Origin of the sequence: Streptomyces longisporus (genome assembly GCF_039532765.1) — a bacterium.
GTDB classification, from domain to species: Bacteria; Actinomycetota; Actinomycetes; order Streptomycetales; family Streptomycetaceae; genus Streptomyces; species Streptomyces longisporus.
The window spans coordinates 36,564-51,405 of sequence record NZ_BAAASG010000006.1 but is presented as its reverse complement, the minus strand read 5'-3'; the positions used below and the strand labels follow the sequence as shown (position 1 = coordinate 51,405).

At 72.0% G+C, this 14,842-nt stretch carries 13 protein-coding genes and 2 pseudogenes; 9 read left to right on the top strand and 6 right to left on the bottom strand.

Features of this window, described 5'->3' with window-relative positions:
- The first annotated feature begins 26 nt into the window (after positions 1-26).
- The 4 genes from ABD355_RS10110 to ABD355_RS10095 are packed head-to-tail and all read left to right on the top strand — an operon-like array spanning position 27 to position 4,628.
- Positions 27-1,436 carry an extracellular solute-binding protein gene (locus ABD355_RS10110; RefSeq protein ID WP_344399836.1) on the top strand — a complete coding sequence of 470 codons (1,410 nt, stop codon included), beginning with the start codon at positions 27-29 and terminating at the stop codon, positions 1,434-1,436.
- Positions 1,433-2,386: a carbohydrate ABC transporter permease gene (locus tag ABD355_RS10105; protein WP_344399835.1), complete on the top strand. Its 954-nt coding sequence runs from the start codon at positions 1,433-1,435 to the stop codon at positions 2,384-2,386. The genes ABD355_RS10110 and ABD355_RS10105 overlap by 4 nt, the downstream gene beginning before the upstream one ends.
- A 14-nt stretch (positions 2,387-2,400) precedes the next feature.
- Complete coding sequence (locus tag ABD355_RS10100; protein WP_344399834.1) at positions 2,401-3,255, top strand: carbohydrate ABC transporter permease; 855 nt, start codon at positions 2,401-2,403, stop codon at positions 3,253-3,255.
- Complete coding sequence (locus ABD355_RS10095) at positions 3,252-4,628, top strand: glycoside hydrolase family 32 protein (RefSeq protein WP_344399833.1); 1,377 nt, start codon at positions 3,252-3,254, stop codon at positions 4,626-4,628. Before ABD355_RS10100 ends, ABD355_RS10095 begins: the two co-directional genes overlap by 4 nt.
- A 1,067-nt stretch (positions 4,629-5,695) precedes the next feature.
- On the opposite strand, the gene ABD355_RS10090 is transcribed toward ABD355_RS10095, so the two are convergent.
- The gene (locus ABD355_RS10090) at positions 5,696-6,760 is read right to left on the bottom strand and encodes a LacI family DNA-binding transcriptional regulator (protein WP_344399832.1); all 1,065 of its coding nucleotides are present in this window, start codon (positions 6,758-6,760) and stop codon (positions 5,696-5,698) included.
- A gap of 96 nt (positions 6,761-6,856) precedes the next feature.
- Between ABD355_RS10090 and ABD355_RS10085 the strand changes: the two genes are divergently transcribed.
- The 4 genes from ABD355_RS10085 to ABD355_RS10070 all read left to right on the top strand — a co-directional run bounded on the left by ABD355_RS10085 (position 6,857) and on the right by ABD355_RS10070 (position 9,936).
- Positions 6,857-7,687 carry an aldo/keto reductase gene (locus ABD355_RS10085; RefSeq protein WP_344399831.1) on the top strand — a complete coding sequence of 277 codons (831 nt, stop codon included), beginning with the start codon at positions 6,857-6,859 and terminating at the stop codon, positions 7,685-7,687.
- A gap of 55 nt (positions 7,688-7,742) precedes the next feature.
- Entirely contained in the window at positions 7,743-8,354 is a 612-nt protein-coding gene (locus ABD355_RS10080) for a DNA polymerase ligase N-terminal domain-containing protein (RefSeq protein WP_344399830.1), read from the top strand.
- 6 nt (positions 8,355-8,360) lie between these two features.
- Positions 8,361-9,371, top strand: coding sequence for a non-homologous end-joining DNA ligase (ligD, locus tag ABD355_RS10075; RefSeq protein ID WP_344399829.1), 1,011 nt, complete (start codon positions 8,361-8,363; stop codon positions 9,369-9,371).
- A 130-nt stretch (positions 9,372-9,501) separates the two neighbouring features.
- Positions 9,502-9,936 (top strand): cupin domain-containing protein, encoded by a 435-nt coding sequence (locus ABD355_RS10070; protein ID WP_344399828.1) that lies wholly within the window; start codon positions 9,502-9,504, stop codon positions 9,934-9,936.
- A gap of 9 nt (positions 9,937-9,945) precedes the next feature.
- On the opposite strand, the gene ABD355_RS10065 is transcribed toward ABD355_RS10070, so the two are convergent.
- From ABD355_RS10065 to ABD355_RS10050, 4 genes and pseudogenes are all read right to left on the bottom strand, one after another.
- The gene (locus ABD355_RS10065; RefSeq protein ID WP_344399827.1) at positions 9,946-12,285 is read right to left on the bottom strand and encodes a SpoIIE family protein phosphatase; all 2,340 of its coding nucleotides are present in this window, start codon (positions 12,283-12,285) and stop codon (positions 9,946-9,948) included.
- Positions 12,286-12,362: 77 nt separating this feature from the next.
- Complete coding sequence (locus ABD355_RS10060; RefSeq protein WP_344399826.1) at positions 12,363-12,830, bottom strand: peroxiredoxin; 468 nt, start codon at positions 12,828-12,830, stop codon at positions 12,363-12,365.
- Entirely contained in the window at positions 12,831-13,208 is a 378-nt protein-coding gene (locus ABD355_RS10055; protein WP_344400099.1) for a DoxX family protein, read from the bottom strand.
- Positions 13,209-13,301: 93 nt separating this feature from the next.
- Positions 13,302-13,640: pseudogene (locus ABD355_RS10050) on the bottom strand (helix-turn-helix transcriptional regulator); the annotation flags it as partial.
- On the opposite strand from ABD355_RS10050, the pseudogene ABD355_RS10045 reads away from it, so the two are divergent.
- Positions 13,639-14,229: pseudogene (locus ABD355_RS10045) on the top strand (MFS transporter); the annotation flags it as partial. The pseudogenes ABD355_RS10050 and ABD355_RS10045 overlap by 2 nt on opposite strands.
- Before the next feature lie 13 nt (positions 14,230-14,242).
- Here the strand turns inward: ABD355_RS10045 and ABD355_RS10040 are convergent.
- On the bottom strand, positions 14,243-14,773 hold the full coding sequence (locus ABD355_RS10040; protein ID WP_344399825.1) for a MarR family winged helix-turn-helix transcriptional regulator: 531 nt from the start codon (positions 14,771-14,773) through the stop codon (positions 14,243-14,245).
- Between the last annotated feature and the right edge of the window lie 69 nt (positions 14,774-14,842).

The window sequence follows — 14,842 nt, the reverse complement described above, 5'->3', positions numbered from 1 at the left end:
GATCTAACACGAGTTAGGCATGTTGGATGACCGACTCGCACGTCACCCGCCGCACCTTGCTGCGGTACGGGGCCTACGGAGCGGGGGCCGCCGCGCTGGCAGGCACCGCCGCGAGCTGGGACCGGCTCACCGGAGCCGACATCCCCGGCCGTGACGACGGCTCCCTCGTCGTCGCCACCCTCGGCCCCGCCTACGGCCCGGAGGCCATCCGCACCCTCACCGAAGGCTTCCGGAAGGTGCACCCCGACATCAAGCTGCGGATCAACGCCGTACAGGCCGTCGACTGGTCGGACTTCTTCGCGAAGATCCTCACCCAGATCGCGGCGGGCACCGCGCCCGACCTCGTCTACGTCGCCACGGAGGGCGTACAGCTGTTCGCGCAGCGCCTCGGGGTCCCGCTGGACCGCTGGGTGCAGCGGGACGCGGCCGAACTCAAGGAGTACTTCGCCGACGTCCACCCCTCGCTGGTGGAGTCGATGATGTACGAGGGGCACCTCTACCAGCTGCCCGTCGAGTTCAACGCGGCCGACATGTATCTGAACCGGCAGGTGCTCCAGCGGGCGGGCGCGGACTTCCCGGCGCCCGACTGGACCCGCGACGACTTCACCACGCTGCTGCGGGCCATGAAGAGATCGAGCGGCTCGCAGTTCACGCCGTACTTCTGGACCAACCGGCTGTGGGGCGGCGTGGTGCCCTGGCTCTTCGCGGGCGGCACCAACCTGCTCACGGAGTCCAAGGCGCCGGGCGGCGCCTGGCTGTGGGACTCCTTCTATCCGGCCGCCCAGCGGCAGGGCCGCGGCGGCGGCTTCCGCTGGACGAGCCCGCAGGCCACGGCCGGACGCGTGGAGGAGACGTACGACTATCTCGCCTCCCTCATCCAGGAGGGCCTGTGCACCCGCCCCGAGGGCGGCAACGGCCAGAACCTCGTCGGCGTGTTCTCCACCGGCCGGGTCGGCGTCACCCCGGCGGGCGGCTTCTGGGCCGGCGGCCTGCACCTGGCCGGGATGAAGGCGGACGGCTTCGACGTGCAGTTCTTCCCGCGCTGGCGCACCCAGCGCCACCAGTTCGGCGCGGCGGGCTATGCGCTGCTGCGCACCTCCAAGAGGCAAGAGGAGGCCTGGGAGTTCATCAAGTACGCCGCCCGCCGGGACACCCTCATGCGGCTGTTCGACACCAACCAGACCACCCCGGCGCGCCGCTCGATGCTGACCGCCGCCCGCTACCGGGAGACCGGCCCGAAGCACTGGCAGGTCTTCTACGACACCCTCGACAAGTTCCCGGACACCGGGCCGATCCCGGCCCCGCCGCAGGTCGCCGAGGTGACCGAGGTGCTGCTCAAGCACACCGGCACCGCCCTTGCCTCACCGCGCTCGGTGCGCCCCGCACTGCGCCGGATGCAGGGCGACCTGGAGAAGGCCATGGAGCGTGACGCATGACGAACACCCAGGTGCCCGCCGTACGGCCGCGGGCCGCCACGCCGGCCGTGGACGTCTCGCGGCCCTCACCTCTGCGCACCCGCGGCACCCGACTGCTCGCCGCCCTCTTCCTCGCACCCACGATCGTCGGCATCGTCGTGTTCACGGTCGTGCCGATCGTCGGCTCGGTGGTGCTGAGCCTGTTCCACTGGAACGTGATCGACTCGCCGAGTTTCGCGGGGACGGCCAACTACCGTGAGGTCTTCACCGACTCGACCGTGCGGGTCTCCTTCCTCAACACGCTCGTGTTCATGGTCTTCGCGGTCGCCGCGCAGCTCCTGATCGCCCTCGCGCTGGCGCTCACCCTGAACGGGCGGATGCCGGGGTGGCTGCGCTCGGTGTTCCGCTCGGCGTTCTTCTTCCCGCTGGTGCTGTCCGCCGCGTCGATCTCCGTGGTGATGAAGTACCTGTTCAACCAGGACTTCGGGGTGGTGAACTGGCTGATCGGGCTGGTCGGGATCTCGCCGGTGCCCTGGCTGACCTCGGAGCACGCGGCGCTCGCGACCGTGATCATCGTCTATGTGTGGCAGCAGTTCGGCTTCTCGTTCCTGCTGTTCATCGGCGGTCTGAACAACATCCCCAAGGAGATCCACGAGGCGGCCTCCCTGGACGGTGCGACCGGTCTGCGCAAGCACCTGCATGTGACGCTGCCGCTGCTGTCGCCGACGCTGCTGGTGGCGACCGTGGTCGGTGTCATCAACGCGCTGCAGGTCTTCGAGCAGCCGTATGTGCTGACCAACGGCGGGCCCGGCGACTCCACCCGCACCGTCGTGATGGTCATCTACGAGACCGCGTTCGAGCAGCTGCGCTTCGGTGAGGCGTCCGCGGTGGGCGTGCTGCTGTTCGTGCTGATCATGGCGGTGACCGCTCTGCAGTTCCGGCTCAGCCGGCGTTTCGTCCACTACCAGTGAGCCGGGTGACCTCCATGAGCCAAGCAACCCTGTCCCTGAGCCGCGCCCGGTACTCCCTCGGGCCGTGGGCCCGGATCGCCGCCCTGGCGGTGTGTGCGCTGCTGACCCTCGGCCCGGTCATCTGGACCGTGTCGACCTCGCTGCGCACCCCGGCCCAGTCCTTCGACCTGCCCCCGAAGATCATCCCGACGCATCCGACGGCCGAGGCCTACCGCGGGGTGTTCGACCAGATCGACGTGTGGCTGCTCGCCCTGAACTCGACACTGGTGACCGCGCTGATCGCGGTCGGCCAGATGGTCACGGCGGGGCTTGCCGGTTACGCGTTCGCGCGTCTCGAATTCCGTTTCAAGAAGCCCCTGTTCGGGCTGGTGCTGGCGACGATGATGGTGCCGCTGCAGGTGACCATCGTGCCGGTCTTTCTGGTGCTGAAGTCGATGGGCCTGACCGACACCCTGCTCGGCCTGATCATTCCGGCCTTCCCGACGGCGTTCGGCACCTTCCTGATGCGCCAGTACTTCCTGGGCATGCCCAAGGACCTGGGCGAGGCTGCCATGCTGGACGGTGCCGGGCCCTGGCGGATCTTCCGGTCGGTGTATGCGCCGCTTGCCGCTCCCGGCCTCGCCATCGTCGGTGTGCTGGCCTTCAACTACCACTGGAACGAGTTCTTCCGGCCGCTGATCCTGGAGACCTCCGGGCAGAACTACACGCTGCCGCTTGGCCTGGTCTCCCTCCAGGGCAACCTGGGCACCGGCTCCATCTCGGTGGTCCTCGCCGGTGTCGTCCTGTCCATGATCCCCGCCGTCGCCGTGTTCGTCGTCGGCCAGCGCCCTCTGCGCGAGGGCATCACGTCCGCAGGAGTCAATCGTTGAGCACCGACGCCCCGCGCTTCAGGGTCCGTCCGCCCGCAGGCTGGATCAACGACCCGAACGGGCCGTTCCGCTGGCGGGACCGCTACCACCTCTTCTACCAGCACAACCCTGACGCGCCCGTGCACACGAACGTCCACTGGGGTCACGCCTCCAGCGCCGATCTCGCGCACTGGGAGCACCATCCGGTCGCGCTCGCGCCGACGCCCGACGGCCCGGACGAGGCGGGCTGCTGGTCCGGCTGCGTGGTCGACGACGACGGGGTGCCGACCGCCGTGTACACCGGCGTCGACCGCGATCACGCCGGACTGGGCGCCATCTGTCTGGCGCGGGCGGTGGTGCCGGACGACGAGACGCTGACCGACTGGAAGCCGCTGCCGACACCCGTGGTGACCGGCCCGCCCGCCGGTCTGGACGTGGTGATGTTCCGCGACCCGTTCGTGTTCCGCCACGGCGGGAGGCGGTGGGCGCTGGTCGGGGCAGGTCATGCGGACGGGACCCCTTCGGTCCTGCTCTTCGACTGCGACGAACTGCTCGACTGGCGCTTCGCCGGGGTGCTCCTCGACGGCAACGACCCTGTCGCCGCGGACGTCTTCGGCGACAAGGCGGTCGGTTGGGAGTGCCCGCAGCTGTACGCGACGGCGAGCGGCGAGTGGGTGCTCGTGCTGTCGCTGTGGGACGGCGATCCCTGCGCCACGGGCTACCTGACGGGCCGTCTTCAGCCGTACGACTCAGGGGAGTTGCGGTTCGAGGCGCGGACCGGCGGACGGCTCGACCATGGGCGGGACTTCTACGCGCCTGCCGTGCTCCAGGAGCCGGACCGGGCCCTGATGTGGGGCTGGTCCTGGGAGGCCCGCGCGCAGGGCGAGGTCGAGCACGCGGGCTGGGCCGGGGTGCTCACCGCACCACGCGTCGTGGACGTCCATCCCGACGGCGCGCTGCGGGTCGCACCGGCACCGGAGCTGCAACTCCTGCGCGCGGCCGAGCCGTTCGTCACCGCCCCCGCCCAGGTGGCGCTCCCTCCGTCGTACGACCTGACCGTCACCGCACACGGGCGCACCACCGTGGGCCTGCTGCGGTCGGCGTCCGGCGCGCGGCTCACGGTCCGGCTGGACCCGGACGAGGGCACCGTGACGCTGGATCGCGGCGACTGGCCGCGGGCCCGGCCCGACGGGTCGGCACCGATCGTGGTGCGGGCACCCGCACGGCAGGTGCGGGTGCTCGTCGACGGTTCACTGTTCGAGCTGTTCGTCGACGACCGGGTCACCGTCACCGAGCGGGTCTATCTGGGCGCGGGCGATGTACGGGAGCTGGTCGTAGCGGGGAACGCGGAAGCCGTCACAGGGTGGGAGCTGGTCCCACCGACGCCCGAGTGATCACCGAGCAGGTCCGCCTTCGCCCCCGCGAGGGGCAGACCTGGCCGCAGCAGGGAACGCGGAAGCCTCACCGGGCGAAGGCCGGTCCAGCACCCGCGTGACAGCCGAACGGGCCCACCCGCGCCCCCGCGAGGGACAGACCTGACCGCAGCAGGGAACGCGGAAGCCTCACCGGGCGAAGGCCGGTCCAGCACCCGCGTGACAGCCGAACGGGCCCACCTGCGCCCCCGCGAGGGACAGACCTGACCGCAGCAGGGAACGCGGAAGCCTCACCGGGCGGAAGCCGGTCCAGCACCCGCGCGACAGCCCAACGGGCCCACCTGCGCCCCCGCGAGGGGCAGACCTGACCGTAGCGGGAAGGCGGAAGCCGTCACCGGGCGAAGGCCGGTCCAGCACCCGCGTGACAGCCGAACGGGTTCACCTGCGCCGCCGCTAGGGGCAGACCTGGCCGCAGCAGGAACGCGGAAACCGTCACGGCGTGGGAGCTGGTCCCACCGACGCCCGAGTGATCACCGAGCGGGTCCGCCTTCGCCCCCCGCGAGGGGCAGACCTGGCCGCAGCAGGAACGCGGAAGCCTCACCGGGCGAAGGCCGGTCCAGCACCCGCGTGACAGCCGAACGGGTTCACCTGCGCCGCCGCGAGGGGCAGACCTGGCCGCAGCAGGGACCGCGGAAGCCTCACCGGGCGGAAGCCGGTCCAGCACCCGCGTGACAGCCGAAGGGGCCCACCTGCGCCCCCGCGAGGGGCAGACGTGGGGGCAGCAGGGAACGCGGAAGCCGTCGCGACGTGTAGACCAGGGTCACCCACGCCCCGGTAATCATCGAAAGGGCCCACCCGCGCCCCCCGCGACCTGGCACGAGCAAGAAACGCCGTCGCCATGTGGAAATCGGGCCCACCCACGCCCGAGTAATCACCGAGCGGGCCCACCTGCGCCCCGCGACCGGCGCGACCTGGCCACAGCAGGGAATGCCGAAGCCGTCACCGGCGGAGGCCGGAGCGGCGCCCGAGGGGCCACCGAGCGGGTCCACCCGCGGCCGACGCGACCTGGGCACAGCCGGTCACCGCCGTCACCTGGTGGGAGCTGGCCCCAGCGACGCCCGATTGATCACCGGGCAGGCCAGGCGTCGCACGGTGGCAGGTGGCGTCCGGCCGGTGTCGATGGCGTCCAGCAGCAGCCGGGCCGCCGCCTCGCCCATGGCCCGGTGCGGCAGGGCGACCGTGGTCAGGGGCGGGGAGAGGAAGGCTGCCATGTGCTCCTGGTCGTCGTAGCCGACCACCGAGAGGTCGCCGGGGACGGCGATGCCGAGGCGGGTCGCGGCGTGCAGTACACCCGCCGCGACCCGGTCGTTGTAGCAGAAGACGCCGGTCGGGCGCCCGTCGGCCGAGGCGCCGTCGAGGATGCGCAGCGCCCCCTCGTACCCGCCGGAGATCTCGCCGCCGCTGCGCACCACCCACTCCTTGGGCACGGTGATCCCCTCCGCGCGCAGGGCGTCCCGGAAGCCGCGCAGCCGCTCCGTCGACGCGATGTCGTCACAGCCGCCGATCATGGCGACCCTGCGGTGGCCTTCCTCCAGCAGCAGCCGGGCTGCCGTGCGGCCCCCGGCGCGCTCGGCGGGGATGACGGCGGGCAGGGAGTCGTCCTCGGGCAGGCAGTTGGCGAGGACGGAGTGGGTGCGGTGCAGGCCCTCGGGGACGCGGACCCGGCGCAGCGACATGGCGGCGTAGATGATGCCGTCGACCCGGCGGTCGAGGAGTTCGGCGACGGCCGCGTCCTCCTTGGCGCGGTCGCCGCCGGAGTCGACGGTCAGCACGAGGTGCTCGCTGCCCCAGGCGGTCTCCATGGCGCCGCGCAGCAGCCGGCCCGCGAAGGGCGAGGAGGCGATCTCGTCGGTGATCAGGCCGATCACGGCGGTACGGCGGCGGCGCAGGCCGCGGGCGACGGGGTCGGGGCGGTAGCCGAGCTGGGCGGCGGCCTGGCGGATGCGCTCCTGGGTGGCGGGCGAGAGGTTGCCTTCGGCGCGGCCGTTGAAGACGAAGGAAACGGCGGTGTGCGACACACCGGCGAGCCGGGCGACGTCGCGTGACGTGGGCCGTCCGGATCCCCCCGCCCCCTTGTCCTCGGTGCTGCCCATCCCGTGCGCTGCCTTCATCCCCCACCCGTCCGGTTGATCACAGCTCACCCTATCCGTGACGCTGGGGGTACGGCACAGTCGAGGAAAGGCCTGACGGTGATCAGTGTCCCCACGCACACGCTCAACGACGGCACGACTCTCCCCGCTCTCGGCCTGGGCACCTGGCCGATGTCCGACGCGGAGGCGGAACGGGCCGTCTCCGAGGCCCTCCGCCTGGGCTACCGCCTGGTCGACTCCGCCACCAACTACGGCAACGAGACCGGGGTCGGGCGGGGCGTCGCCCGCAGCGGTGTCCCCCGGGAGGAGGTCGTGGTGACGACGAAGCTGCCGGGCCGGCACCACGGCTACGAGGAGACCCTGGCCTCTTTCGAGGAGTCCCGCAGCCGGCTGGGCGTGGAGTACATCGACCTGTATCTGATCCACTGGCCGCTCCCCCGCGTCGGCAAGTACGTCGACTCGTGGCGGGCCATGATCAAGCTGCGCGAGGAGGGCCTGGTCCGCTCCATCGGCGTCTCCAACTTCACCGTCGAGCACATCGAGCGGCTGGAGAAGGAGACCGGGGTGCTGCCGTCCGTCAACCAGATCGAACTCCATCCGTTCTTCCCGCAGGAGGAGCTGCGCGCCTTCCACACCGCCAAGGGCATCCGCACCGAGAGCTGGACGCCCCTCGGCCGCGGCAAGGGCCTGCTCGACGACCCCGTCGTCATCGGCATCGCCGAAGCCCTCGGCGTGACGCCCGGCCAGGTGGTCCTGCGCTGGCACACCCAGCTGGGCGCGGTGCCCATCCCGAAGTCGTCCGACCCCGGGCGGCAGCGGGCGAACCTCGACGTGTTCGGCTTCGAACTGGACCCCGCCCAGCTGGACGCGATCGCCGACCGGGCCCACCGGCGGCTCGGCGGGGACCCCGAGGTGCACGAGGAGTTCTGAGCCGCCCGCGGGGTACCCGGGGCCCACGAGGCAGGGCGCACGAAAGGAGCCGGAGGTGGGTGAGCAGGACCGGCTGCGGGAGTATCGCGGCAAGCGCGACTTCGGGCGGACCAAGGAACCGCAGGGGCGGTCGGCCGCCTCGGGTGCCGAGCCCCGGTTCGTGGTGCAGATCCATGACGCCAGCACCATGCACTTCGACTTCCGGTTGCAGGTCGGCGACGTGCTGAAGTCGTGGTCGATCCCGAAGGGCCCCTCCGGCGATCCGCAGGACAAGCGGCTCGCCGTACCCACGGAGGACCATCCGCTGGAGTACGAGGAGTTCGAGGGTGTGATCCCTCAGGGCGAGTACGGCGGCGGCACCGTCATCGTGTGGGACCACGGCAGTTACGAGCCCCTCAGCCACGACCGCAAGGGGCGGCCCGTCGACTTCGGGGAGTCGCTCGAGCGCGGGCATGCCCGCTTCCGCCTCAAGGGGTCGAAGCTGCACGGCGAGTACGCCCTCACCCGCTTCCGCGGCGGGAAGGACGGGGACACCGAGGAGGCCTGGCTGCTGGTGAAGGCGGGCGGAGCGGCCCACGGGCACGGCACGCCGGATCCGCGGCGGGCCCGCTCGGTGAGCAGCGGCCGTACGCTCGCCCAGGTCGCGGCGGCCGCCGGGGAGCAGTGAGCGTCGGTGTCCGGCCTGCTGGGCTCGCTCCCCGACAAGGAGCAGGGGCTGCTGCGCACGGGGCGCCCGGGCGTGGAGCTGGCCGCCCGGCCGATGCTCGCGACGCTCAGTGACCGGCGGGACTTCGACAGCGGGTGGATCTTCGAACGGAAGCTGGACGGCGTGCGTCTGCTGGCGGTGCGGGACGGCGGGCGGGTCACGCTGCTGTCGCGGACGGGGCGTCGCCTCAACGACACGTATCCGGAGATCGTGGCGGCGCTCGCCGCCCAGTCCTGCACGGACTTCACCGTGGACGGGGAGGTCGTCGCCTTCACCCGGGGCCGCACCGACTTCGCCCGGCTCCAGCAGCGCATGGGCCTGACACGCCGAGCGGACATCGAGGCGAGCGGAGTCTCGGTGACGTACTACGTGTTCGACCTGCTCGGGCTGGAGGGAGCCGACCTCACCCGGCTGCCGCTCAGGACCCGTAAGTCCCTGCTGCGCCGCGCCCTGACCTACCGCGCTCCGCTGCGGCTGACCTCCCATCGCAACGAGGGCGGCGCCGACCTGCTGGCCGTCTCCTGCGCCCACGGCTGGGAAGGCCTGATCGCCAAGCGGGCCGACGGGGACTACCAGCCGCGCCGGTCCACGGACTGGCTGAAGCTCAAGTGCTCCCAGGGGCAGGAGTTCGTCGTCGGCGGGTTCACCGAACCGTCCGGCAGCCGGGTCGGCCTGGGGGCGTTGCTCCTCGGCTACCAGGAACACGGGAAGCTGCGGTACGCGGGCAAGGTCGGCACCGGCTTCGACCGCGCCACCCTGCTCTCGCTGCGGGAGCGGCTCGACGAACTGCGCACCGACGGCCCGCCGTTCGAGGGCCGCGTGCGTGAGGCGGGCGCCCGATGGGTGCGGCCGGAGCTGGTCGCGCAGATCGACTTCACCGAGTGGACGCGGGACGGGATGCTGCGCCATCCGCGGTTCCTGGGCCTGCGGGACGACAAGAAGCCGCAGGACGTCGTGCGGGAGCGGCCGGCCATCTGAGAGCGCGGGGCATGGCCAACTGGAGGAGTTCCGGGGCGGATTGACTCGTTCCGGCCCCACCAGGCCGCCCGGGCCTCTATCTTCACGGCGGTACTCGATCTTCGTCCCTCGTCCCGGGAGGCCTTTCCGCATGCGCAACGCGCTCCGTACCGCCGTCGTCGGCGCGGTCGTCGCCGGCACCGTCCTGACCTGTGGCTCCGCCGGCGCCACTCCTCCCGGACCGGGAGTGACCGCCAAGCTGATCAGCACCACCACCGTCGGGAACACCGACTACGTCATACGGGAGATCACCGTCCCGCCCGGGCAGGCCACCGGCTGGCACTACCACGACGGCACGGTCTACGGCTTCGTCCGGCAGGGCACGCTCAGCCACTACCACTCGGACTGTTCCGAGGACGGCGTGTACAAGACCGGCACCACCGTCCGCGAGCCGGGCGGGCCGGGCGACGTCCACCTCGGGCGCAACGAGGGCGACACGCCGCTCGTCCTCGACGTGCTGTACATCCTCCCGCACGGCGCGCCCTACTCGGAGGACGTGCCGAACCCGGGCTGCCCCTTCCAGTGACACGGGCTCTCAGACCGGGGGCAGCGTCTGTTCGGCCCAGATGGTCTTGCCCCGGCCCGTCTGGCGGCTGCCCCAGCGCTGGGTGAGCTGGGCGACCAGCAGCAGTCCGCGGCCGCCCTCGTCGAAGGCGTGGGCCCGGCGCAGATGCGGTGAGGTGGAACTGCCGTCGGAGACCTCGCAGATGAGGCTGCGGTCGCGGATCAGCCGCAACTGGACGGGGGGCGCGCCGTACCGGATCGCGTTGGTGACCAGTTCGCTGACGACCAGTTCGGTGACGAAGGCGGCCTCGTCCAGGCCCCAGGCGGTCAGCTGCTCGGTGGCCGCCTGCCGAGCCGCGGCCACGTGTTCCGGATCGGGGGTGATGTCCCAGGTGGCGACCCGGTCCTCGCCCAGCGCCCGGGTACGGGCCAGCAGCAGCGCCACGTCGTCGCTCGGCTCCTCCGGCAGCACCGCCTTGAGGATCGTGTCGCACATCATGTCGAGGGTGTCGGCGCGGGCGGCCAGCGCGCGGCACAGTTCGGCCTGTGCGTGGTCGACATCGCGGTCGCGGTCCTCGATCAGACCGTCCGTGTACAGGGCGACGACGGATCCCTCGGGCAGTTCCAGCTCCGTCGACTCGAAGGGCAGTCCGCCGACGCCGAGCGGCGGTCCGGCCGTCATGGGGACGAGGCTCACCGTGCCGTCGGGCAGCAGCAGGGCGGGCGGCGGATGGCCGGCTGCGGCGAGGTCGAGGCGGCGCGAGACGGGGTCGTAGACGGCGTAGAGGCAGGTGGCGCCGAGCTCCGCGACCTCGTCGCCGGTGTCGTCCGACGCCAGGTGCGTGACCAGGTCGTCGAGGTGGGTGAGGAGTTCGTCCGGCGGCAGGTCCACGTCCGCGAGGGTGCGTACGGCGGTGCAGAGGCGGCCCATGGTCGCCGAGGAGGCGATGCCGTGTCCCACCACGTCGCCCACGACCAGGGCGACACGGCTGCCGGAGAGCGGGATCACGTCGAACCAGTCGCCGCCGATGCCGACCAGTGAATCGGAGGGCAGATAGCGGTGGGCCACCTCGACCGCCGCCTGTCCGGGCAGCCCTTTCGGCAGCAGGCTGTTCTGCAGGGCCAGTGCGGTGGTGCGTTCGCGGCAGAAGCGGCGGGCGTTGTCGATGCAGACGGCGGCGCGGCTGGCGAGTTCCTCGGCGAGGACGGCGTCGTCGGCGCCGTAGTCGTCCGGATGGGCGATGCGGACGGCGACCGCGACGCCGAGCGTGGTGCCGCGAGCCCGAAGCGGTACTGCGAGCATCGAGTGCACGCCCCTGCGGTGGGGGCGTCCCCCGGGGGCTCGCGCGTTGCGCTCGGCGACCCAGCGAAGGAAATCCGGTTCGCCCGCGTGGCTGAGGACGGCCCGCCCGGTTCCCAGTGCCTTCGCGGGCGGCGAGAACGACGGGTAGAAGTCGGTGTCGCCCACGTGCACGGCCGCTTCGGGCGTGCCCTCGGTGACCGAGCCGTGGGCGACGCGGCGCAGCAAGACGTCTCTCCCCGGCATCTCGGGATGCTCATCGGCGCCGAGGACCCAGTCGAGGAGGTCGACGCTGGCGAAGTCGGCGTAGCGGGGCACCAGCAGTTCGATGAGTTCCTCGGCGGTGCGCACCACGTCCAGTGTCGTGCCGATGGAGGCCGCCGCCTCGTTCAGCAGCGCCAGACGCTCCCGGGCCCAGTACTGCTCGGTGCTGTCGAAGGCCGCGATGCCGGTTCCGATGACATTGCCGTCGGCGTCCCGGACCGGCCACATCTCGGTGGTCCAGGCGTGCTCCCGGTTCGAGGACGGCGCGTGCGCGTAGCTCTCGTAGCGGACCGGCCTGCCCGTCTCGACGGCCAGCTCCAGATGCCGCAGAAATCCCCGGTTGTACCCGACGTCCTGAACGGTGTCCATGAAGTACCGGCCGACCAGGGCCTCGGCGGGCACGCCCATCACCTGGCAGGAAGCGTCGTTGAGCCGCAGATAGCGCTGGTCGGTGTCGAACACGGACAACGACATGGAGGCCTGCTGGAAGGCCTGCCCGGCGAGCGTCGGCTCCGGCCTGCCGGGCCGCTCGGCGGTCACCACGTACCGGTCGGGTGAGTCGTCCCCGCCGGACAGGGCGCATGCGCGGAGGGCGAGAGGCACCGAGGAGCCGTCACGGTGCCGGAGGACGACGGTGCCGGCCATGGAAGCCACGGCGCCGGGCGGCGGGTCCTCGGCGAGCAGGTCCTGGACTGCGCGGCCCACGGCCTCCTCGGCCGGGTATCCCGTCAGCCGCCGGGCACCTTCGCTCCACCCGGTCACGATGCCCCGGGCATCGACGATCGCCGCAGCGGGGACGTGCTCCATATAGTTCAGGATGGTTCTTTTGTCGCACCGCTTCAACCGAAGCGGAGGGCCGGACGGGCCCTCCGCTTCGGTTGCCGTCACTTCTGCCGGTCGCGCAGGGCGGCCAGGGCCCGGTCGGCGTGGGTGTTCATCCGCAGCTCGCTGCGGACGATCTCCAGGACGGTGCGGTCCTCCGCTATGACGAAGGTGACCCGCTTGGTGGGGGCCAGGCTGAAGCCGCGCTTGACGCCGAACCGCTCGCGGATGGTGCCGTCCCCGTCGGACAGCAGCGGCATGCCGAGGCCGTGGCGGCCGGTGAACTCCTGCTGCTTCTCGACGGAGTCACCGCTGATGCCCACGGGCCGCGCGCCGGCGGCCGCGAACTCGGCGGCCAGGTCACGGAAGTGGCAGGCCTCCGCGGTGCAGCCCGGGGTGAGGGCGGCGGGATAGAAGAACAGCACGATCGGTCCGTCGGCGAGCAGCTCGGACAGGGTGCGGGTGGTGCCGGTCTCGTCCGGCAGCTCGAAGTCGTCGATCTTGTCGCCGACCTTCACGGGCTCGCTCACCTAGCGGCCCTCCCCGCTCTTCGCGACGCTGCGCGCCCACAGCACGAGGGGCACCTGCAGCGGCAGCCGTCCGATGGCCGCTGCCTTCTGCGGGGTGGGGCGGTGCCGCCAGTCGACGGCCATCTTGACGTTGGCGGGGAACACGCCGACGAAGAACGCGGCGGCGGCGAGGGCCGCGGGCTTGCGGGTGCGGGGCAGCGCGATGCCCGCCGCGAGGGCCAGCTCGGCGGCGCCGCTGGCGTATGTCCAGGTCCTGGGCCTGCCCGGCAGGGCCCGGGGGATGGTCTCGTCGAACTGGCGCGGCGAGGCGAAGTGGGCGACACCCGCGGCGGCCAGCAGGCCGGCGAGCAGCAGGGGCGAGCGTTCGGACCGTGGCACGGTTCCTCCTCTGATGACCTGCTGCCGGATGTTACCCGAGGGTAGAAGGGGTGGTTCCGGCGGCCGGGTCCGGCCGGAAGTCGGGTCCTGCGTGCGACGGTTGTGGGCGCCCGGGGTGTAGCCGAAGGAGCGGCGGAAGACGTCGATGAAGGTGCTGGCCGAGGACCAGCCGCAGTGGTGGGCGACGGTCGTGACGGGGGTGCCGTCGGCCAGCATGCGCAGGGCGTGGTAGAGCCGGGACTGGGTGCGCCACTGCGGGAAGGTCATGCCGAACTCTCGGCGGAAGAGGCGGCTGAGGGTGCGTTCGCCGGCCCCGGTGGCGGCGCCGAGGGCGGCGAGGGTGCGCGGGTCGGCGGGGTGGGCGTGGACGAGCGCGCAGACGGCGACCAGCCGCGGGTCGGTGGGGGTGGGCAGGCGCATCGGCTGCTGCTGGGCTTCCTTCCTGCGGCTCTCCGGTGCGATCGGGTGCCGCTCGATCGTCTTCGTCGCACTGAGTGCCTTCGTCTCGCTCTACGTCCGCGAGCGGACGGGCGGCGGGGAGGCGGCCGGAACGGCGGCGCTGTTGGTGCTGTACGGGGGCGGTGCGCTGGGCACGGTGGCCGGGGGCCGGTTCGCCGACCGGTTCGGGCGGGTCGCGGTGGTGCGCCGGTCGTACGCGCTGACCGTCCTGGCCGTCGCGGGCGTGATCCTGGTACCCGGCCCGGTGGTCTATCTCTTCGTGGCGCTCACCTCGGCCGGCCTGTACGTCCCCTTCGCGCTGCACATCACGCTCGGCCAGGACTTCCTGCCGCGGCGGCCTGGTACGGCGAGCGCGGTCACCCTGGGGCTGACGGTGAGCGTGGGCGGGCTGGCCGCCCCTGCCCTGGGGGCGCTGGCCGACGCCACCTCCCTGCGGACCGCGCTGGTCCCGCTGATCGTGCTGCCCGCCCTGGGCCGGCTTCTGCTGTGCGGTCTGCGGGAGCCTGCTGCGGCCGTGGACTCGGAGGCCGTGCGGCGGCGCCCCCGCGCGGCCTCCGGGTGAGGTCTGCGTGGGATCAGGCGGTACCCGCCGGCGCGGTCGTCTGCTCCCGCGTCTCCATCTCGACGGCGGCGGCGAGGAAGTCGTCGACCATGCGGTGGAAGAGGGTGGCCAGCTGGCGCAGTTCCTCCGGCTCCCAGTGGGACAGGGCCACCTGCATGCCCCGGGAACCGGCCTCACGGATGCGGTCGATGGCCTGCTGCCCGGCCTCGGTCAGCTCGATGCGCTGGGCGCGTCGGTCGTCGGGGTCCGGGACGCGGGTGACATAGCCGGACTTCTGCAGCTGCTGCACGGTGCGGGTGACGTGGGACGCCTCCACTCCCAGCCGGGCGGCCAGCTCCCCCGGGCGCAGCGGCTCCGAATCGGCGACCTGCCGCAGCAGTGCCACGGCCGCGCGGTCCAGCGGCACACCGGCCAGGGCCATCAGCCGGTCGTGCTGCCTGGCGCGCGTGCTCAGGTAGGTGATGCGGGTGAGCGCCCGCTCGATCTCGATCACTTCGTCCGAGGCGGGGGTGTCGGGGATCTCGGGGAGCGGTGGAGTGGACATGCGCTCCAGTTTACCATCTTGTTGCGTAACTCAAGTAATCGGCTGCGGGCGTCTCCCCTGCGTACTGCG